General features: G+C 70.3%; 21 protein-coding genes and 1 pseudogene. 1 reads left to right on the top strand and 21 read right to left on the bottom strand.

Annotated elements, in window-relative coordinates:
* The 18 genes from BLW32_RS28390 to BLW32_RS24785 all read right to left on the bottom strand — a co-directional run bounded on the left by BLW32_RS28390 (position 1) and on the right by BLW32_RS24785 (position 14,302).
* Positions 1 to 1,965, bottom strand: coding sequence for a carbohydrate binding domain-containing protein (locus BLW32_RS28390; protein ID WP_068741330.1), 1,965 nt, complete (start codon positions 1,963 to 1,965; stop codon positions 1 to 3).
* Between the two features lie 97 nt (positions 1,966 to 2,062).
* A complete protein-coding gene (locus BLW32_RS24850; protein WP_139286313.1) occupies positions 2,063 to 2,356 on the bottom strand; it encodes a hypothetical protein in 294 nt (97 codons plus the stop codon).
* A 121-nt stretch (positions 2,357 to 2,477) separates the two neighbouring features.
* Complete coding sequence (locus BLW32_RS24845) at positions 2,478 to 3,395, bottom strand: hypothetical protein (RefSeq protein ID WP_068741332.1); 918 nt, start codon at positions 3,393 to 3,395, stop codon at positions 2,478 to 2,480.
* Positions 3,392 to 3,724, bottom strand: coding sequence for a hypothetical protein (locus tag BLW32_RS24840; protein ID WP_068741333.1), 333 nt, complete (start codon positions 3,722 to 3,724; stop codon positions 3,392 to 3,394). The genes BLW32_RS24845 and BLW32_RS24840 overlap by 4 nt, the downstream gene beginning before the upstream one ends.
* Positions 3,724 to 4,230, bottom strand: a complete 507-nt coding sequence (locus BLW32_RS24835) for a hypothetical protein (protein WP_068741334.1) — start codon at positions 4,228 to 4,230, stop codon at positions 3,724 to 3,726. Before BLW32_RS24835 ends, BLW32_RS24840 begins: the two co-directional genes overlap by 1 nt.
* Positions 4,231 to 4,232: 2 nt before the next feature.
* Positions 4,233 to 4,379: a hypothetical protein gene (locus BLW32_RS27850; RefSeq protein ID WP_156486398.1), complete on the bottom strand. Its 147-nt coding sequence runs from the start codon at positions 4,377 to 4,379 to the stop codon at positions 4,233 to 4,235.
* A gap of 249 nt (positions 4,380 to 4,628) precedes the next feature.
* Positions 4,629 to 5,507 carry a putative toxin-antitoxin system toxin component, PIN family gene (locus tag BLW32_RS24830; protein WP_170181022.1) on the bottom strand — a complete coding sequence of 293 codons (879 nt, stop codon included), beginning with the start codon at positions 5,505 to 5,507 and terminating at the stop codon, positions 4,629 to 4,631.
* A 27-nt stretch (positions 5,508 to 5,534) separates the two neighbouring features.
* Positions 5,535 to 5,759: a hypothetical protein gene (locus BLW32_RS24825; RefSeq protein WP_068741336.1), complete on the bottom strand. Its 225-nt coding sequence runs from the start codon at positions 5,757 to 5,759 to the stop codon at positions 5,535 to 5,537.
* A gap of 1,162 nt (positions 5,760 to 6,921) precedes the next feature.
* Positions 6,922 to 7,314 carry a hypothetical protein gene (locus BLW32_RS24820; RefSeq protein WP_068741337.1) on the bottom strand — a complete coding sequence of 131 codons (393 nt, stop codon included), beginning with the start codon at positions 7,312 to 7,314 and terminating at the stop codon, positions 6,922 to 6,924.
* Positions 7,315 to 7,325: 11 nt separating this feature from the next.
* Complete coding sequence (locus tag BLW32_RS24815; protein WP_082791350.1) at positions 7,326 to 10,187, bottom strand: bifunctional DNA primase/polymerase; 2,862 nt, start codon at positions 10,185 to 10,187, stop codon at positions 7,326 to 7,328.
* 159 nt (positions 10,188 to 10,346) lie between these two features.
* A complete protein-coding gene (locus BLW32_RS24810; RefSeq protein WP_170181021.1) occupies positions 10,347 to 10,493 on the bottom strand; it encodes a hypothetical protein in 147 nt (48 codons plus the stop codon).
* Positions 10,494 to 10,540: 47 nt separating this feature from the next.
* Positions 10,541 to 10,849, bottom strand: coding sequence for a hypothetical protein (locus BLW32_RS24805; RefSeq protein WP_068741340.1), 309 nt, complete (start codon positions 10,847 to 10,849; stop codon positions 10,541 to 10,543).
* A 25-nt stretch (positions 10,850 to 10,874) separates the two neighbouring features.
* A complete protein-coding gene (locus BLW32_RS24800) occupies positions 10,875 to 11,789 on the bottom strand; it encodes a hypothetical protein (protein WP_068741341.1) in 915 nt (304 codons plus the stop codon).
* Positions 11,790 to 11,815: 26 nt separating this feature from the next.
* Positions 11,816 to 11,980: a hypothetical protein gene (locus BLW32_RS27845; protein ID WP_156486399.1), complete on the bottom strand. Its 165-nt coding sequence runs from the start codon at positions 11,978 to 11,980 to the stop codon at positions 11,816 to 11,818.
* Between the two features lie 68 nt (positions 11,981 to 12,048).
* Positions 12,049 to 12,333, bottom strand: coding sequence for a hypothetical protein (locus BLW32_RS24795; protein ID WP_068741342.1), 285 nt, complete (start codon positions 12,331 to 12,333; stop codon positions 12,049 to 12,051).
* Positions 12,330 to 12,473, bottom strand: a complete 144-nt coding sequence (locus BLW32_RS27840; protein ID WP_156486400.1) for a hypothetical protein — start codon at positions 12,471 to 12,473, stop codon at positions 12,330 to 12,332. Before BLW32_RS27840 ends, BLW32_RS24795 begins: the two co-directional genes overlap by 4 nt.
* Positions 12,470 to 12,691 (bottom strand): helix-turn-helix domain-containing protein, encoded by a 222-nt coding sequence (locus BLW32_RS24790; RefSeq protein WP_074850831.1) that lies wholly within the window; start codon positions 12,689 to 12,691, stop codon positions 12,470 to 12,472. The genes BLW32_RS27840 and BLW32_RS24790 overlap by 4 nt, the downstream gene beginning before the upstream one ends.
* Before the next feature lie 219 nt (positions 12,692 to 12,910).
* Positions 12,911 to 14,302, bottom strand: coding sequence for a recombinase family protein (locus BLW32_RS24785; protein ID WP_068741343.1), 1,392 nt, complete (start codon positions 14,300 to 14,302; stop codon positions 12,911 to 12,913).
* A gap of 33 nt (positions 14,303 to 14,335) precedes the next feature.
* Between BLW32_RS24785 and BLW32_RS24780 the strand changes: the two are divergent.
* Positions 14,336 to 15,211: pseudogene (locus BLW32_RS24780) on the top strand (ATP-dependent DNA ligase); the annotation flags it as partial.
* Here the strand turns inward: BLW32_RS24780 and BLW32_RS24775 are convergent.
* The 3 genes from BLW32_RS24775 to BLW32_RS24765 are packed head-to-tail and all read right to left on the bottom strand — an operon-like array spanning position 15,197 to position 19,471.
* A complete protein-coding gene (locus BLW32_RS24775) occupies positions 15,197 to 16,747 on the bottom strand; it encodes an AMP-binding protein (RefSeq protein WP_068741344.1) in 1,551 nt (516 codons plus the stop codon). The pseudogene BLW32_RS24780 and the gene BLW32_RS24775 sit on opposite strands and share 15 nt — an antisense overlap.
* A 1-nt stretch (position 16,748) precedes the next feature.
* A complete protein-coding gene (locus BLW32_RS24770) occupies positions 16,749 to 18,392 on the bottom strand; it encodes a GMC family oxidoreductase (RefSeq protein WP_068741345.1) in 1,644 nt (547 codons plus the stop codon).
* The gene (locus BLW32_RS24765) at positions 18,389 to 19,471 is read right to left on the bottom strand and encodes an acyl-CoA dehydrogenase family protein (RefSeq protein WP_068741346.1); all 1,083 of its coding nucleotides are present in this window, start codon (positions 19,469 to 19,471) and stop codon (positions 18,389 to 18,391) included. The genes BLW32_RS24770 and BLW32_RS24765 overlap by 4 nt, the downstream gene beginning before the upstream one ends.
* Positions 19,472 to 19,482 lie beyond the last annotated feature (11 nt).

The following is a 19,482-nucleotide window of genomic DNA, read 5'->3' as shown; positions in this document are numbered from 1 at the left end:
TCATCGGTAGAAGACCCACAGGACACCGGCCGCGCCGAGGCCCGGCGTGCCGTCAGAGCCAAACGCGCCATACTTGGCCCCGGCGTTGCCGCCTGCCCCGCCGGGGAAGCCGCCGTTGCCGCCGTTGCCGCCGCTCGTCTCGCCGAGACTGTTTCGGCCGGACGCGCCGCCACCGCCACCGGCGCCCCCGCACTTGGTCGGCACGGAAGCGTCGACCGAGGCGCCGGGCTGCCCCGAGGCGCCCCGCGAGAGGCCCGGCGACCCACCGACCGCGAGCGGCGTGCTCTCGCCTGCGGTCCCGGGATTGAACTGGGAGTCGTTCGGGAGACCTCCGAGACCGCCGTTGCCGGGCATCGACGAGGTCTGCGAGTAGCCGAACTGCGTGGCAATGCCACCCGCGCCGGGCGTCGTCTGGAAGTCGGTGTGGAACTTCGTCGGGTTGCCGTTCGTGCCGATCACGACGGCGACCGACGTGGGGAGGCTCGCGGGGTCGTAGGCCTTCGTGAGGAAGCCACCGCCGAGCGGGGCGACGGCGTTGCCGACGGTGCCGTTCTTCCCCGATCCGATGCCGACCACGACCAACTCCATGAGGGTGCCCGTGGGCTTGGCCCAGTTGCCGGAACTCGTGATCGTCTCGACGGTGTACCCGTTGAGGATCGCGGTGCGGATCGCCTGCATGGTGTCGAACACCTCGCCGTTGCTGGTGCCCGCTCCGGCCCAGCCGTCCACCACGCCCACGACGATCTCGTCGGCGGTGCCCTGGGCCGCCACGGCCTTCGTGTCGGCCGTGATCGCGGTGGCGTTCGCGGTGTCAGCCGTGCTGCGGAGACCCGCGACGTCGTCGAACAGGTCCGCGAGGCCCGCGCCGACGACGGGGATGCCCCGGATCGCCTGCACGATCTTCTCCAGGATCGCCTGCGCGAAGCCCTGCACGCCCGACACGACTCCGCGTAGGCCGTTGTCGAGGGTCGGGAAGATGCCCGAGCCAACGGTGCCGCCGGAGAGGATCGTCTTCAACTGCCCGGCCCAGGACTGGAGGTCGGCGATCGTGGTGCCGATCTTGCCTGTGAGCTTGTCGAAGAAGTTCCCCATTGCCTCCACGGCGGCAGCGATCCCGGCCCCGAGGTCGCCGAGCGCAGACACCAGGCCCGCGACCATGCGCTGCGGCAGGTTGCCGTACTTCGTGACGCTCAGGTCGTCCCAGTTGATCGTGCCGCCGGTGACCGTGGCGGCCACCTCGATCTGAAGGCGGATCTTCGCGGCGCCCTCCGGCACGGTGTACGTGCCGAGTAGCCCCGTCCACGCCTGCGCGCCGGACGGCGAGTCGATCGACGCAACCACGGTCTCGCCGACGTGGGAGTCATCGGCCGCGTAGGCCACCGCCGAGAGCTTGAAGGCCCCCGCGCCGCCACCGGTGAGCATGGACCACGTGACGAACCCGCCCACGTCGAACTGCTGCCCCGGCGTGCACAGCACCGCGTTGGACAACAGGACCCGCCGCGTGCCCTTGCCGGTCGTCTGCGCGCTGCCCGGCTTGGTCCGACCGATGGCGGGGTTGAAGGTCCACCCCTCGGTCTGCTCAATGGGGTCGTCCCCGTCGAAGCTGCCGTTCTCCAGCAGGTTCGGGCTGGCCTCGCCGATGTGGGAGAGCGGGATGAGCGGCAGGCGCGACGGGTCGATGATGCCCGTGGCGAACCGGCGGATCGTCCCCACCACGGTCTGAATCGCGTTGAGGGCGGGGTCCGTGCCGACGTACTCGCCCGCGATGGCTGCGCGCAGGTCGTCGAAGTCGAACATGTCCTGCCAGTGCTCCAGGTCGAACCCGAAGAGCGCCGCGATCTGGCCCGCGATCTTCAGCACCTCGTCCGGGGACGAGATGTCCCGCTTCAGTGCTAGCTGCCCGCCCGCGTCGAGTAGCTCCCGGGGCGTGTGCCGGTTGGCGGCGTGGACGTCGAACGGGGCCATGTGCGGGGATGCCTAACTACGCGATGGTGGACCTCCCCGGTCCCGGGCGGGTGCCCGGCGCTTGCGTCCATGATCCCACAGCCGGTCAAAACTCCGCTCAGGCGTGGAACCCGAAACCCGTTGGTGTGCTTCGCTTGACACCATTCCTGACGTCTACCCGTGTGAGGCCGGAGCCGGTGAACGGCGGCCGGTTACGGCGTGTCCTCGTGGTCTGCCCGCGCTTGTGGTCGCCGCGCACGATCACGAGCGGGCGCGGGGCATCCTCGTCATCATCCAGCCCGAGATCCGTCTCGACGGGGAGTGTCTCGCTGGTCAGCTCGTACGCCGGGCCGTCGTCGAAGTCGGTCTCGGAGGCCTCCCCGGCGTCTCCGAGACCGATCTCGACGGCCACGATCTCGTAGCCGAAGATCAAAAGCGCTAGGCGCACGGGGAAACCTCCGAAGTCGCGGGGCGATCCTGGGTTTCGCGCGAGCTCTGGCGAGCTTCAGAGGTTCGTCCCCCACGATACCCGCTCATACCGCGACCCCGCCTCGTGCGGCCGTCATCGCGGCCCGGATCGCGGCCCGGATCGCGGCCGTCGCGGCGTTGGCGTCCTGAGCGCGCTGCTCTCGGCGGGCTCGTGCATCCTTCAACTCCAGCTCGTCGAGCTCGGCGGCGATGCGGGCCGTCTCGGCGGCTTCCCGCTCGTCCTGTTCGGCCTTGCGCGCGGCCTCCCGGGCGGCGCGCAGCTCCGGCGTGGGGTCCGGGTCGCAGAAACCCCACCCCGACGCGAACTCGACGCGCGTCCACCACCCCGCGCCGGTGGGCCACGGCTCCGCACGGCGCGAGACATGGCCGGTGCCGCACGGCTGCCGCATGAACTCGCCCTCGTCGAGGATCTCCGGCGGCACGGGGGCGGCGGCGCTCAACCGGTAGTGCGCTCGGTAGCAGTCCTCCCGGAGGCACCGGATGCACTCGACGCCGCCGGGCACCGTCTCGCCGTCGACTACGCGGGTCGTGACGTGCACCGTGCGCGCCGTGAGCTCGTGCTCACGGCGGCACGCCGCCGGAACTCGCACGAGCGGGTCAGCGATCGGGAACGGCCCCGCCGCGACGTGCGCGTGGTCGCGAGCGTGTGCCATGAGTGCCTCCTGGTCGTCGTGCCGGTTCTGCTCTGCCAGCTCGTCCCGTTTCCGCCGGGTGTGGACCTTCGCGGACTCGGCGCGACCCGCTCGTTCTCGTTCCCGCCGGGCGGCGAGGTGGTCCTCCCACTTGCCGGATTCCCGTTTGCGTTCGACGGCGCGGCGCTGCGCCTCCGCTGCACAGGCGCGGCACCGTAGCTGTCGGAAACTACCGTCCGCGTTGCGGTCGATCCGCGTGTTCATCTCCGTGAACTCGTGGCCGCCCTTGCAGTGCGTCGGCCGCTCCCGCGTGGTGCCGAGCGTGGTCATGCGGTGATGCCACGCGGGATGTAGCTGAAGAACCGCCGGTGCGGCCGGAGGTGTCGCTCGATCGCGGCCCGGTGCTCGACCCGGCGTAGCGCGGCGTGCGGCCACACGAACTCGCACGGCGCGAACGGCCGGAATCCATCGCCGTCCTCGCCCGCGAACGGGTTGAGCACCCCACCGCGCTCCAGGTCGTCCGCGCGTAGGCCCAACGTCTCCAGGACGGCCGCGAGCTCGTCCTCGAAGGCGGGGACCGGGGCCGCCGGTGCGGTGCGGGTGGCCCGCTGTGGGCGGGGCTGCGCCTCGTGCTGCGCGCGCTTGATGCGGCGTCCCATTACGTGTTCCTCATCCGTCGACCGCCTGCGCTGCTGTGCTTCGGTGCGGGGCGCGGCATGGCGACGACGTTGCCGCCGTCCGTGCCGGTGGCGCGGGGCTTGTACTCGCCTCGGAACCCCTTGGGCGTGCCCGGCTTGGGCCCCGTGGTGCTGGTCGCGGGCTCGATCCCGCTCGTCGCGGCAAGGCGCCGGTCAAGGGTCGCGATGATCTTCCCGAAGTCCTGCACGAGCCCCCGGTGTAGCGCGACGGCCGGGTTGGCCTTCGTGTCGCCGGTGACGGCCGACTTGACCAGCGGGCCGTTGCGCTCGATGTCCTTCTCCAGGATGAGAATCTCGTCGGCGATGACGGCGAGGCGGTCGATGAACGCACGGTCGGCGTCGTCGAGCTCGAACCCGTCCTCGCCCCGCTCGTCGAGCTCGTCATTGAGCCGCTCGACCTCCGCGTCGTAGTGCGCGCGGAGCTGCGCGCTCGTAACCTTCGCGGGCATCCCGCGCCGGGCGGCCATCGTCAGTCCGCGATCGTCGCGAGGGTCGCGTGCAGCTGGGCGAGGGCCACGTACTGGTCGAACAGACCGAACTTGCGCTCGGCCAGTCCGGCCTCCGCTGCGGTGAGGTGCTGCTCGGCCTGGGTCTTGTGCTCTGCGGCGGTTGCCATGTCGTCTCCCGTGGTCGTGCCCGCGAGGGGCGGATGAGTGACCGGCGGGCCCGGGGGACCGATGTTCTTGGGAGGTCAATCGAAGACACCCCGGGCTCGCCGATGGCTCTAGTAGAGCACGCGGAGTCAAATGTTCCGACGACGAATCAGGCTGTGATGCAAGGATTTACGTCAATACGAACGTTCGGGTCGGCGTCAATTCTGACGAGGCCGGCGGCGCAGCGGCCTGCCGGTTCCCGCTGGTCAGACCTACCGGGTGTTGCGACGGGGACGCGGGCGGATCTTCTGAGGTGGGACCGGGGCGCCGATGCCGAACACGCGCCATTGCCCCATCTCCGCGCCGGGGAGGTCGTCCAGGTCGGGGCACCGCTGCATCGTGGCGTAAATGGTGTCGTCCGGGAGCCGAATCTCGTCGGTCGCGCGAAGGTTGACGCCGGGATCTGGTGGCAACTTCAGGTGTGCGATGTCGGGCGATGCGTAGTCCGGCCGCGTAGTGATTCCCCGATTGAGAACGTTCTCCCGGAGCCATGCGAGGTCCCGGCGGAATGCCTTCAGCGTCTCGGGGACGACGACGTAAGGCAGCAACTCGTGCGCGTTCGGTTGCTCCAGCACCGTGACGAAGGACGAGTAGGCCGCGAAGATCCCCCTGTTGCCCTCATCCTCGATCTGGGCGAACGATCGTTCCTCGGAGCCCTCTAGGTAGCCCTCGCCCCACTCGTGCGTGAACGTGAGCGCGGCGAGGGCCTCCGCTGGCTTTCGCACGTCGAGGCCGGGGTACTCGATCGCCAACACCGCCTTGTCGCCGCTCACCAGGATCGCCGCCTGTGCGTCCTGGAACAGGGCCACGAGGAAGTTGTCGTCCGGGTCGGTGCACACGTGCGGGGTCTCGTTCTCGGGCCGGTCGTCGACCATGTCGGCGAGCAGCGTGAGGGCGTCGACGAAGTCGCGGACGTCGTCGAGGGTGAGCCACCGGCGGAACTTCTCCCGCGCGAGGCGCGTCTCCAGCTCGTCGAGTAGGTGCGGTGACACCACGAGCCGGACGCGGCCCTGTCGGGCGAGTTCGACGAGCTGTGCGCACGTCCCGCTGGGGCTGATAGCTGCGCTGATGTAGGTGTTCGTGTCCAGCACGAATGTGATCGCCAACGGAGGGGAGACCTACCAGGTCCGGGCGTAGGCGCCGTGACGGCGTTCGTCCCGGATCGCCTTGGTCTCGGCGGCGGCGACGGCGAAGGCCTCGCCCTCGGAGACCTCCCCGCGCTCGCGGACCTTGGCGGCCACGTCGGCCAGTGCAGCCCCCGCGAGATCGGTCTCGGTGCCGCGATCTCCGTAGCGCGCAGACAACCGCTTCAGTGCTGCGGCGCGCCGATCTTGCGTGCTCATGCGGTCCCCTTCCCGGTGCTGCGGTGTCCATCCAGCCTACTCGCCGCGCGGCGAGTAATGTAGTGGTTGGCGTCAACCCCGACTGTGCCTGTGCCGGTGTGCTGTGCGCTGGGCGGCTCTGGGAGGGCGTGGGCGCGATCCCCGCGAGGCGTCCCGCTGGTGCCCGCGAAGGGCGGATCTGGAATCGACTGCGCGGGAACGGATCTCGTGCTCTATCCCGCGACTGGGGGCCGTGGATGGCGCGCGCCGTGGACCGCTCCGGGCTCGCCCGCGTCCGGCGCTGACGGTAAAACCGCAGGCCAGGGGCGTATTCGACCCTCCGGCTTGCTGTATCGAAGGATTTAGTTAGGTGAACGAATCATTCCAGACAGCACGATGGGGGCTCCCTCGTGGCCGTGGGGGAGGGGCCCACCCCCCGAGTGTCTGCTCGTCCGTCGTCCTCCGTGCTGGCGTGCGTGCTGCCACGCCCTCACGTCCACGCTGAGCGATCGGCACGCCTTCGGCGCCTCCGTGTCCGTCTGGCGGCCCTCGATGGCGCATAGGGCTCTTGTGCTGGCTCTGCGCTGCCCTCTTGGTGCTGGTATCACCACCTGATACCAGGTATCACCACCGATTCGGGGATGTGATACCACTCAAAAACCATTCTTGAACTGCATAAATAACGTCAACTCTCACATTTGGTATCAGTGGTATCACCTGTTTTGTCGCTCTTACGGAATCCCTTGGAATCGGACATGGTCAACACAACCCCTCATGTCCACTATGTCCGTTTGGACCCCTGCGTTGAGGGGAGAATAGGGGTCGAGCTGATACCTGATACCAAACGAGGGCCGATAACGCTCTGACCTGCGGTGATATGTTGGGCATCTGGTATCACCACTCACCTGTTCCTGGTGATACCAGCTCTAGACCCCTGGGTTATTAGGGACCCCTATGTGCGTGTTCACGCTAACCCCTATTGCTATCTCACACACCATTCACGCCAACACTGACATGCACCCGGCTACACCCGTACCGCACATAGGCCCCTCCTGTGTGCAGACCCCTCCTGTGCCCGTGCCGCCTCATGTCCTCGTGCGCGTGCAGACCCCTGCCCCCGTGCTGTGCCCCGGACACGAAGCAACCCCGCACCGGAGCGGTACGGGGTTGCGGATCGAGCGGGTCAGTACACGGGGATTCCGAGCCGACGATCTAGGCGATCGGTCGCACGAGCGTCCGCGTCCGCGAGGCTCTCGTCGTCCGCGTACTTGTCGTAGATCGCCGCGAGCTGCCGGTGGACGTCAGCGTGAAGCTCCAGTAGCTGCGCCTCGGCGGCGTCCACCAGGTCCGGCGTCACAACGTGCATGTGCTCGACGTAGCGGGAGTCAGCGGGCCGGATCTCGCACTCGTCGTAGTCGTAATAGACCGGGGTCGCACCGGCGAAGTCGCCGTGCTCGTTTCGTCTGGGGGCCCAGCCGATCACTGGCGTCTGCACGACTCTGGGCTTGGTGCTGCTCTCGGCGTTCGTGAGGTACACGACGACAAGTCCGGAATCGCGGTCGATGGTGAGGGACATGTGGGTTTCTCCTACTTCTCGGTGGGGTTGACGGCCGGGACGAAGATCTTGTGCGAGGGCTGGGCCTTCTGCTTGGCCTTGCGGGGGTTGTCGGTGCGCCACTGCTCCAGGTGGTCCGTCGAGATCCGCGTGGGCTCGTCGTCGGCCTCGATCCGTCGGGCGCCGGTGTCCTCGTCGGCCGTGAGGCCATAGACCCGCGTGTGGACGCTCCGGCCGCCGCCGGGGATCTTCCCGCGCACGTCGTCGATGCGGACGCCGCTGTGCCTGCTGAAGTGCGCGAGGATCTGCGCTCGGAGCTGGTTCGCGTTCTTCACGCCGACGGCCCGCGCGCCGCCGGTCTCGTCGCACTCCGCGAGATCATGCACGAAGGCGTGGATACCGGCGAGGCTCAGGATCGGCCCGTCGACCTCGTCGGGGCCCAACGGCCGGAAGTGCGCAAGGGCCCGCCCGATGAACGACGAATGCGACCAGAGCTCGTCGGTTGCCGCTGCCAGCTCAGCGGGAATCTGGAGCGGGTCGGGGGTGGCAAGCTGCATCCCGGCCCGGACCTCGTCGAGGGCGTCGAGGTACAGATTCAGCACGCCGGGCCCCTCGCTCGCGAACAGCGCGTTGAACTTGCCGGACGTGTCGGCGTCGGCCGCGCCTGCGCCCCCACTGACCCGGAAGTCGTAGCCCCACGGGAGCTCGACCGCGACGACGCGCCTCCGGACACCGGAGTCCTGCTTGCCGAAATTGAGGTCGTCGTCGTTGGTCATGAACGTGACCAGCGGGCGAGGGGCCTTGCGCGGCTTCCCGCCCTTCGGCTCGACGTCCATCTCCGCAGAGCCGACAAAGCCCTTGTAGAAGTCGGTATCAACCATCGCGTCGTGTCCCAGGCTCTCGTCCACGACGGCAAGCCCGGCGCCCTCCATGTAGTGCGCGAGGTTGCCCCGGTGCTTCCCGGCGGCACTCTTCTTCTCGAAGTAGCCGCGCTGCATCTCGACCACGAGCACAGGGCCGAAAACAGCGCGCGGCAGATCAAGGCCAAAGGTGCCCTTGCCGGACCCGGCGGGCCCGTGCATCGCGAGCGATCGTTGCACCGTCGAGCACACCGCCGGTACCTGCGAGGCGACGTGGAACCGGCGCACGAAGCGGGCGTACTGCTGTCCCCGCGCGAGGTCGGGCGTGCCGTCGTCGTTCCTCGGCGCCATCGCCCCGGACATCCACGCCTCGATGCTCGGCGCTGTCGCACCCGCGACGAAGTCGACGGCGAACCGCTTGGTCACCAGGTCGGCCGCAGTGTACGGGCGAAGGGAGCGTGTCACGGTGTCGAGAATGCCGTTCGCGCAAGGCCACTCGTTCTCGGGAAGGTTGTCGAAATCGCGGAGCGACGATGCAAGGGCGGCCTTCTCCTGCGCGGACTCGATGACGTGCTTAGCAGTCGCGAGGGACCCCGGGACCGGGATCACGGCGCCGTCGCCGCTGAGACACGTGAGGGTCCGGGACTTGCGCAGCTCGTGCCAGAGCGCGCGCACCCTCGGATGCGGGACGCCGAGCGTCCACGCCTGCGCGGTGTCGTCGTACTCGGCCCACTGCTCGGTGTCGGTGAGCCAGCGCAACCGGTCGCTGTAGGCGTCCGCGAAGATCTCCGCGAGGTCGGACTCGGACGCCCCGACGGTGCCGTCGACATGGCTGGGGCCCTCGGTGTCGGTGTTCATCAGGTCCTCCCGCCTAGCGCGGATCGTCTGGAGATGGTCAAGAAACACGCGCGGATCAACCTCGAAGCTCTGGGCGTCGAGGCCGATAGGGGAGAGCTGCCGGAGGCCGTTGTCCAGCTCCGCGCGGAGCTTCTCGATGTCGTCTGTGAGCGAACGATGCCACTCGCCCTCGGCCGTCGTCGTGTCGCGCCGGGCCTCCCCGTCGTTGGCGCCGAGCACCTCCTCGAAGTAGATCCGGCGGGCCTGCTCCAGAGCAAGGCCGGTCCCCTCGTGGCCCTCCGCGCCGAGACGCACGATCTCGTGCACGGCGAGGATCATCGCGTCGTACGCGCCGCCGATCACGTTGTCGGAGAGCTTGCGCACCACGCTGTCGAGCACGGGCGTCATCGGCTCGCGGAATCCGTGCACGGTGGCCTCCAGCCACTCCAGCGCGGCCGTGTCATCGGCGAACTCGACCACGTCGAGCGCCGCGACGGCGTCACCCTTGCGCAGGCCGTCCTGCCACTCCTCGGGCAGCACCGCGAGGGCGGCGACGGGCGGCGGATCGCACGGGGAGCCGTCGGGCGCGTACCACTGATAGACCCTCGGCGGCTCGACGGGGCCCTTGTCCCAGGTCACGACCGACGGCCACGCGACGGCGTAGCGGTGGGTCCGCTGGATGATCTCGATGTCGGGGCCGGGCTTGCCGACCCACTTCTTCCCGGCCGGGACGAGGAAGAACCGGATGCCGCTACCGGTCGCGGGGTCGCGCGAGGTGGACATGTACGTGTCGGGCAGCGGCCCCCACTTCGCCACGAGCTCGCGGAGGGTGTCGGCGCCGGTCTTCGCGTCGTAGTGGTCGACGTCAACGCCGATGACCTCGTGTGGCACTCCGTGGATGTCGGCGACGGGCATCCTCAGCGCGAGGTTGTCCCGCTCGTCCGCGTCGGCCCAGAGCGCGCCGAGCCCTTCGCGGGTGGGGTACGGCTTATTGCCGGTGGTGTCGTCCGGGGGAGTCGCCTTGCGGCCCTGCGGAAGCGGAAGCGGCGAGGTCCATCCTCGGTCGACATAGATGCTCGCCGCATCCTGTGCGCGCGTGGTACTCTCGGGACTGGGTTTCCCGTTGTTGGTCGCCAAAAAAAGCTCGGACTCAGCCTCATCGCTCGCAGCGGTGGGGCTGTTTTCGTGGTCTGACATGCGGTTTCGCCTCTGTGAGTCGAGCCAACCATCCCGCCTCCCCAGGCAAGGCCGCCGTAGCTGGCCGGGACGGCTGGCTCTCGTTGTTGGTGCTCGCGGAGCTACCCGCGCGACACCGTCACCATAGCATCGAATCTTCGAACGAAGACTCGAATACTGTTACGCCACTTGCTGATTGACGCCAATCGGAACGTCCCGCTCGGGCGTCACGAACGCGAGGACGACGTCCTCGGCGATCTCGCCGACGATGCGCGAGCACCGGCTCGACCAGTGGGCGACCCCGTCGGGCCGGGTCTCGACCCACACCCGCCCGCCGACCGGCGCGAAGCACCTCGCGCACGTCGCCGTGGTAATCACGAGGCATCCCCGCCGAACTCGTCGCGCCACGCCTTCTCGATCGCGGCCTCGTCGCCGGTGAGCGGGTCGATCGGCGCGCCGTTCTTGCTGCCCCACGCCTCGCCCTCGTATCGGACCGTGCCCGCGTCGATCGACTCGCGAATGCGCTGGCGCCGGAGCTGGGCGAGCTGTTCCCGCTTCTCGTTCGCGGCCGTGGTGGTGGGGTCGAGGTACCGGCCCACGCCGCGCTTGTAGCCGGGCGTGGCGCGGCGCTGCGCGTCGGTCTGCTCGCCGCTCAGGTACTTGCCGAAACCGTTGTTGCTCATGTGTTTCTCCGTTCTGTGAGTGGTGTTACCGGCCGACCAGCAAGTCCGTCGCCGCGTCGGTGGCGTTGAGGTCCTCGATCCACTGATCGAGCAGCTCCCAGGTCGACGAGATCCGCTCCGTATCGAGGCCCGCCTTGCCGAGCTGGTCGGGGGAGCCACCGGCCAGCACGTACTGGAAGCCGTCGGCGCAGGCCCGGTGCACGAACCGGGCGGACGCCGCGACGGTGAGGAACCGCTCCCGGAGGCCCTCGCGGGCACCCCACGCGATGACGGCCGACTCGCCCCGGCGGATCGCGGTCTCCGCGTCGGTGATCCCTTCCAGCGCGCGGGCGAGCTGGTGAGCCTGGGCGACGACCTCGCGCAGGTCAGCCTGCACGGCGGCGAACAGGTCGCGCTTCTGGTCCTGCGCGAGGCGGGTGAGTCGGTCGGCGACCATGCTCCCCGCGAGCTGGAGGCCCGCGCGGTTGGCCTCCGTGAGCGCGTCCCGCTGCTCGACCCGCGCGAGCTGCTCGCCGAGATCCTCCGGGATCGCCTCCCTCTTGCGGCCGCTCTCCAGCGCGGCGGTGAGGATCGCCTCGCGGGTCTGCCCGGCCTCGCGGGTCCCGTCGAGGCGGGAGCGGACGCGGGAGAACGCGCCCACCTCGCGGGCCCTGATCGGCTCCCAGAGCTCCGCGACCCGGCCGGAGGCCACGGCCTTCAGGTGCGGGCGCGTGGGCGGTCGTTGGGCCTGCGCGGCCTGCGCGCTGAAGTTCGTCTCCTGCGCGATCTTCGCGGTGCGGGCGTCCTGGTTCTGCCGCTCGATCCTGGCGTTCCGGTCGCGGCTCTCCTTGCTCGCGAAGTGCTCCGGCATGGTGCCGGGCTCGTAATCGAGACTCGCGGGCGGCGCCATCGGGTCAACGGGGCCGCCGGTGCCGGGGGTGGTCGTGATCTTCATGGTCATGTGAATGTCCTTCTCTAGCTGGTGTTTCAGGGGACGAACGAGATCATCTCGGCGAGCTCGTCGGTGAGCGCGCCGTGGGCCTTCAGGAACTCGACGTCGGCCGGGTGCGGCTGCTCGCGGCAGCAGCAGGCCATGCGGACGCGGATCTGGGCCGCGTGGATCTCGTCGGTGGTGGTGCTGTGGTGGTGCATTGAGGACTCCCGTTTCGGGCTGGTCCTCCCCGGGCCCGCCTCGGCGAGGCGGGGTGTGAATCAGGTGGTTACGGGGCCGGTGCGGCGCCCGGCTCGTCGGCGAGCAGGTCTCGCCATTGCCCGGCGGCGTCCGCGACCTGCGCGAGCAGGGCCGGGAACACGATCGCCGACGGCACGCCGGACGGTGGATCGGCGGTGAGCCGCACGCCGACGAGGGAGAGCAAGTTCACCGCGAGCGACCGCGCGGCCTCGGTGTCCAGCGTCATCACCTGGTCGCCGAAGCTGGCCTCGATGAGGCCCACCGGCGTGAGGTTGACGACAGGAAGGATGTCGGTGTCGTGGTTGTGGCTCACGCGGCGGCCCTCCGTGAGGTCGGCTGGCACACCGGCCGCGCGGCGAAAGCTGCGCGGATGAGGGCCCGCTGCTCGGGCGAGAGCGGCGGCGCGCCCTCGGCCGCCCTCGCACCGGCCGCGCGGATCTCGTCCCGGGTCATCGTGCGCCCCGGACCTTCAGGGACGCGACCCAATCGTCGATGTCCTCCGGGGCGAAGTAGTGGCGGCCCGCGATCTCCAGGTGGGGCAACTCGCCCTCGTGGGTGGCCCGCTTGATCGCACGAAGGCCGACGGGCATACCGAGCGTGTCGCGCAGGTAGGCGTGGACGTTGCTGAATCCGCGCAGGTGGCGGGGCCCGGTAGTGGGCGGTGATGGCATAGCGGTCTCCTGTGGAAGAAGACCACCGCTTAGCCGGGGCGCGTGGCCCGCAGACTCTCGTTCGTCCCGCTCAGCTTGTGCCGCACGGTATCCGATGGTGTCGGCTCGTTACCGACAAGAAGAACTGTATCGGACTGTTCTGCTCCGTGCCAGAGTGTGCGACAAAGTGCCTGTTCGGCGTGGGGCTCGGAATCTGTTGAGTCATGCCAGAATTGGCGATCAAAGCCACTCGATGTCGACGCACTCCGGCTTGAACGTGCGCTTCACGCCCTTCACGGTCATCTTGTGAACCGTCACCCGCGCAAGGGATTTGATGAGCCGGGCGCGGGTGTCCACGTGCAACCCGTTGGGGCCGTCCCATGCGGCGCGGATGTCATCGGCGCGGAGCAACTCGGCCAACTCCGGGTCTGCCGTCGCCGCGTCAAGCTGCGCGTCGATCGTGTCGAGCTGGGCGCGCAGGTCGGCCGTGATCTCGGTGAGCTGCGCGCCGGTGATCGCGCCGGACGAGAACAAGCTCGCCGCCTCCCGGAGACGGGCGTCGAGGGCCTCCCGTTGCCCGCTCAGGCCGCGAGTATCGACCTCCGGGGCCGCGAGCAGCTCCCGGGCGTCCGGCTGGCCCAGGCGGGCACACACGGCCGCGCTCACGTACTCGTCGAGATCCACGGCGACCACGGACGCGCACCCCGCCGTGCGGGCAGCGGGACGGTAGACCGGCGTGGGGTTGGTCCCGCTGCTCTTGGTGCACACCATCGGGTCGCCGGTGTACGCGTCGATGTAGACGCCCGCGCCCTGCCACCGTCGCTGATTCCCGGGGCTCACCCGCCGCGCGGGGTTGGCGAGCACGGCCCGCACGGCGAGCAGCTCGTCCACGGTCACGATCGCGGGCCACTGCGCATCCGCGACCGGCTCGCCCTCGCGCTCGACCTTGCCCGCGTTGCGCCACCGCGTGAGCACGTTCCGCACGCCCGGGAGCGACCACTCGCGCCCGCTGGAGGTGCGGATCTCGGCGGCGTTGAGCTCCCGCCGTACGGCGCTGATCGTCTTGCCCGCCGTCACGTCGGCGATGGCGCGGCGGATGATCGCCGCTTCGTGCTCGCGGATCGTCATCCCGTCGCGCTCGTAGCCGAACGGGCGCATCCCGCCCCGGTACCCGCCCGCTGCGGCCGTCTGCGCCTTCTGGGCCTTGATCCGGGCCGTCGTGTGCTCGACCTCCTGCTGCGCGACGGCGCCAAGAATCCGGGCGGTCATCCGGCCCGACGGTGACGCGAGGTCCACGGGGCCGGATTGCACCGTCGCCACCTGCGCGCCGGTGCGCTCGACGATGTCGAGAAACGGCTCCAGCTCCGTATTGCGCCGGTGCAACCGGTCGCTGTGCCACGCGATAACCGCCGACGCTTCGCCGGACTCCAGTGCGGCGAGGGTCCGCTCATAGCCGGGGCGCCGCTTGCCTGAGTACGCGCTGATGTCGTTGTCGGATTCGACGCGCAGCACGGTCCAGCCGAGCCGCTCGGCGAGGGCGCGGCAGTCCTCGGCCTGGCGCTCGACGCCGAGCCCCGCGCCTGTGCGGTCCTTCGAGATGCGGGCGTAGATGATGGCGTTGGCGCTGGTCATGGCGCCAAATACTACATGAGTCATGACCAACTATTGGCTGGCGCCCGGATCCAGGTCCACCGGCTCGGCGACGAGGTGCGCGTCTACACCCGCACGCTCCGCGACATCACCGACGCCGTGCCCGAGATCGTCGCGCTGGCGCGGGAACTCCCGTGCCGGTCCGTCGTGCTCGACGGGGAGTCGCTGGCCCTGACCGATGCCGGCCGGCCGCGGCCCTTCCAGGAGACGATGAGCCGGTTCGGATCGTCGGAGTCCGGCGAGACGGTGCTGCGGCCGTACTTCTTCGACTGCCTGCATCTCGACGGCCGCGACCTGCTGGACGAGCCGCTGTCGGTCCGGCTCGACGCGTTGCAGTCGGTGGCGGGCGGGCTGCGCATCCCCGCGCTGGCCCGGCCCGCCCCGGACGAGGCCGCCGCCCACTACGAGGCCGCCCTCGCCGCGGGGCACGAGGGCGTCATGGTCAAGGCGCTCGCCTCGCCTTACGCCGCGGGCCGCCGCGGCCGCGCGTGGCAGAAGGTCAAGCAGACCCACACGCTCGACCTGGTGGTGCTGGGCGCGGAGTGGGGCTACGGCCGGCGCACCGGGATGCTGTCGAACCTGCACCTCGGCGCCCACGACCCGGACGGCGGCGATCCCGTCATGGTGGGCAAGACCTTCAAGGGGCTCACCGACGCGCTGCTGCGCTGGCAGACCGAGGAGTTCCCGCTGCACGAGCGAGCCCGCGACGAGCACACCGTGTACCTGCGGCCCGAGATCGTGGTCGAGATCGAGCTCGACGGGGTGCAGGTCTCGCGCCGGTACCCCGGCGGCGTCGCCCTGCGCTTCGCCCGCGTGCTGCGCTACCGGCCGGACAAGACCGCCGCCGAGGCGGACACGATCGACGCGGTGCGGGCGCTACTGCCCGGGTAGCGGTGCGGTGACGTCGATCCCGTCCGCGACGAGGGCGCGGCGGAGCACCTTGAACGACGGGGTGCGCGGGAGCTCGTCCACGATCCGCCAGCGGCGCGGGTGCTGTCGTGGGCCGAGATCCGGCTGCGCGCGCAGGAAGGCGGCGAGCTCCGCGGGGTCGAGCTCCGCGCCGGGCGCGAGGACGAGCGCCGCCGCCACCTGATCGCCGACGCGATCCGGCAACCCGTAGACCGCCGCGTCCGCGACGGCGGGATGGCGCAGCAGCGCCCGCTCGATCGGTGCGACGCCCAGGTTCTCCCCGCCCACCCGCATCCAGTCGCCGGTGCGGCCGGCGAAGTGGACGTAACCCGCGTCGTCGACGTACGCCAGGTCGCCCGTGCGGTAGACGCCGCCGTCCGCGCGCGCGGCGTCGGCGGCGGGATCGTTGTAGTAGCCGGAGAATCCGCCGGTGCCGGCGGTGTTCACCAGCTCGCCGATCGCCTCGTCGGCGTTGAGCAGGGTGCCGTCCGGGGCGGTCTCGGCACGCGGGCACTCGATCGCCGTGCCGGGCCTCCAGACGGCGACACCATCGGGCAGGGGCCCGAGCGCGCCGGACGGGGTGTCCGGGGTGCGGGCGATGGCGACGCCGTTCTCCGACGAGCCGTAGCCGTCCTGGACGTGGCAGCCGAAGCGCCGGGAGAAGGCGGCGATGTCGTCGGCGCGGCCCTCGTTGCCGTACAGGACGCGCAGGGGATTGTCGGCGTCGTCCGGGCGTTCCTCGGTGGCGAGGATGTACGACAGGGGCGTGCCCACGTAGTTCGCGTAGGTGGCGCCGTACCGCCGCACGTCACCGAGGAAGCGTGAGGCCGAGAAGCGTTCGGCGAGAGCGATCGTCGCCCCGGCGGCGAGCGCCACCGCCCAGCCCGCGAGCAGCGCGTTCGAGTGGAAGAGGGGCATCGCGATGTACGCGGTGTCGGCGCCGCTGAGGTCGAACCGCTGCGCCAGCATGATTCCCGCGCCGGTGAACTTGCCGTGCGTGGCCCGCACGGCCTTCGGTTCGCCGCTGGTGCCGGAGGTGAAGACGAGGGCGAGCAGGCTGTCCGCGGTCACCTCGGCACTCGGGAGCGGGGCGCCCGCGTGTGCGCCGAGGAGCGCGGCCCACCGCGGACCGTCGAGGTCGATCACGGGTACGCCGAGGTCGAGCCGGTCGACGAGCGCCGCGTGCCCGCCCTGCGTGAGCACGACGCCGCAGTCGGCGAGCGCGGCGTCCCGGGCGAGGGCCTCGCCGCGGCGGGTGGGATTGAGCCCCACGACGACCGCCCCCGAGAGCGCCGCGGCGCCGAGCAGCAGTGAGAACTCGGGGACGTTGTCGGCGAGCACGCCGACGTGCGGCGGCGCGCCGTCGGGGAGGAGCTCCCGCAGGACGGATGCGCGGACCGCGGACGCCGCGACGTGCTCCGCCCAGCTCCACGTCCGGTCGCCGGCCCGCAGGCCCGCACCGGGATCGTCGGCGCGGGCGCGGAGCAGGTCGGCGACCGTCGGGAGCGGAGCCGTCATATCAGGCGCCGAGGAACCGCGCGCACATCTCGCCGATCATGTACGACGGCGCGTTGGTGTTGCCGCCCGTGATCGACGGCATGATCGAGGCATCCGCGACGCGCAGACCCTCGACGCCGATGACCTTGAGCTCCGGGTCGACGACGGCGCGCTCGTCGGTGCCCATCCGGCAGGTGCCCACCGGGTGGTACACCGAGTGCACGCGGTTCGGGAGCTCGCGGCGCAGCGCGGCGTCGTCCATGTAGGCGGCGCCGGGGGTGAACTCCTCGCTGACCATCGGTGCGACCGACGGGTGGCGCATGACCTCGCGGATCATGCCGATGCCCTCCATGAGTACCTCGGTGTCCTGCGGATCGGAGAGGTAGCCGGGGTCGATCAGTGGCTGCTCCAACGGATCCGCCGAATTGAGGCGCAGCTCGCCGCGGCTCTGCGGGTAGATCAGCGTGGGCAGGATCGTCAGGCCCGGGCGGGGGTCCACCATGTGCAGCTTGTCGGCGTCCTGGTTGGGCGTCGGGTAGTTCCACGGCAGGCAGTGGATCTGCAGGTCGGGGATGTCCTTCGCGTAGGACGTGCGCACGAAGGCGGCGGCGTCGAAAACCGTGTTCGCCATGAAACTCTCACCGGGACTGCGCCACTCCTGCGCCAGGCCCTTCGCGAAGTAGGCGGGAGTGCCCTTGTGCACCGCGTCCTTCATCAGGAAGGTCAGCGGGACGAAGAGGTGATCGTGCAGGTTCTGCCCCACGGGGAGGTCTGCGTGGACGTCGATCCCCTTCTCCCGCAAGTGGGCGCCCGGCCCGATGCCGGACAGCATGAGGATCTGCGGGGTGCCGATGACGCCGCCGGAGACGATGACCTCGCGATGCGCGCGGATGGTGGTGACGGAGTTCCCGTCGAGCACCTCGACGCCCGTGGCGCAACCGTTCTCGATCACGACCCGCTTGACGTGCGCGTTCACGTGCACGCGCAGGTTCGGCCGCGCGCCGCGGAGGTAGCCGTGCGCGGAGCTGAACCGCGTTCCGCCCGAGGCACTCTGCTGGAAGACGCTGACGCCCTCCTGGGAGGGGCCGTTGTAGTCCTCGATGACCGGTGTGTCCAGCGCGGAGGAGAGGGCCTGCATGTACGACCGGGTCGCCGCCGTGAGGTGTTGCTGGCGCGTGACCTCGATGGGGCCGCCGGTACCGCGGAGGTCGGTCGCGCCGTCCTCCCAGTTCTCGAGCCGCTTGAATGCCGGGAGGACGCCCTCGTAGTCCCATCCGGTCGCACCCTCGGCGGCCCACGAGTCGTAGTTCGCGCGGTTGCCGCGCACGAAGAGCATGCCGTTGATCGAACTCGAGCCGCCGAGGATCTTGCCGCGCGTCATCGGGATCCGGCGATCGTTGGCGAACTTCTGCGGGACCGAGTACTGCTTCCATGCGACCCGGGCCTTGAGCTGCGGCACCGTGTGCACCATCGAGATCATCCCCGGTACCTGGGCGAGCCGGGTGTTGTCGTTGCGGCCGGCCTCGAGCAGCGCGACGGTGGCACCGGTGTCGGCCAGCCGGCCGGCCACCACCGAGCCGGCGCTGCCGGAACCGATGACGATGTAATCGACGGCCTCGTTCGGCGCGAGCGCGGTGGTCGCGGTCTTGTACGACTTGCGGATCATGCGGGGTTCCTTCCGGCGAGGGTCGCGCCGAGGGCGCGGAGATGGGCCGTCGCGCCGCCGAGCGCGAACTCCGCGCGCTTGGCCGCCACGAAATAGCGATGGGTGGGGTGATCGGTGTCGATGCCGACGCCGCCGTGCACGTGGACGGTGGTGTGCGCCACCCGGTGTCCGGCCTCGGCGGCCCAGAACTTGGCGGTGGCGATCTCGGCGACTGCATCGAGTCCCTCGGACTCGCGCCAGGCCGCCTCGAGCACGGTGAGGCGGACGGCCTCGACATCGATGTAGGCGTCGGCGAGACGCTGCCGCACGGCCTGGAAGCTGCCGATCTGCTTGCCGAACTGCTCGCGGGTGCGGGCGTAGTCGGCGGTCATTTCCAGGGCCCGCTCGGTGATGCCGGCCTGCAGGGCGCACCAGCCGATGGTCGCGAGGCGGCGCGCGCGGGCAGGAGCGCCGTCGCCCGCGAGCCGGGCTTCGCGCGGCAGCGGTACGGCGGCGGCCTCCACGAGCGCGGCGTCGGAGCTGTTCACCACGTGCTGCCGGGTGATGCTGATGCCCTTGGCGTCTCGGGGGAGCACGAACAGCGCGGGTCCCTCCGGCGTGGTCGCCTCGATGAGCAGGGTATCGGCGAAGGCGGCGGACGAGACCGCGGTCTGGGCGCCGTTGAGCCGCCACCCGTCGGTGGAGTTCGTCGCGGTGAAACCGGTGTGCTCGTCGCCGAAGACGACCGCGATGGTGTCCTCGCCCCGCAGGACGGGGACGAGCCACGTCTCGATCTGCTCGGGCGTGCCGTACGCGGCGAGGGTCTCGGCGCCGACGAGGACCGTGTCGAGGTACGGCGCGGGGGCGACGGTGCGTCCGAGCTCGGCGAGCACCGCGGTGTGCGCGGTGACGCCGAGATCGCCGCCGCCGACCGACGCGGGCAGCGCGGCATCGAGGACGCCGGACCGGGCGAGCACGGCCCACAGCTCGCGGGAGAAGCCTGAATCGCCGGGGCTGGGATTCTTGGCGGACCAGTCCTCGGCGATGCGCCGGGTGAGGGCCGCGAGGTCGGTCTGTGCCTCGGGAACGGTGAAGTCCATGGGTGCCTCCT

Origin of the sequence: Tsukamurella tyrosinosolvens, from assembly GCF_900104775.1 — a bacterium.
GTDB classification, from domain to species: Bacteria; Actinomycetota; Actinomycetes; order Mycobacteriales; family Mycobacteriaceae; genus Tsukamurella; species Tsukamurella tyrosinosolvens.
The sequence above is the reverse complement of the archived record's forward strand: the minus strand, read 5'-3'. Positions and strand labels throughout refer to the sequence as shown.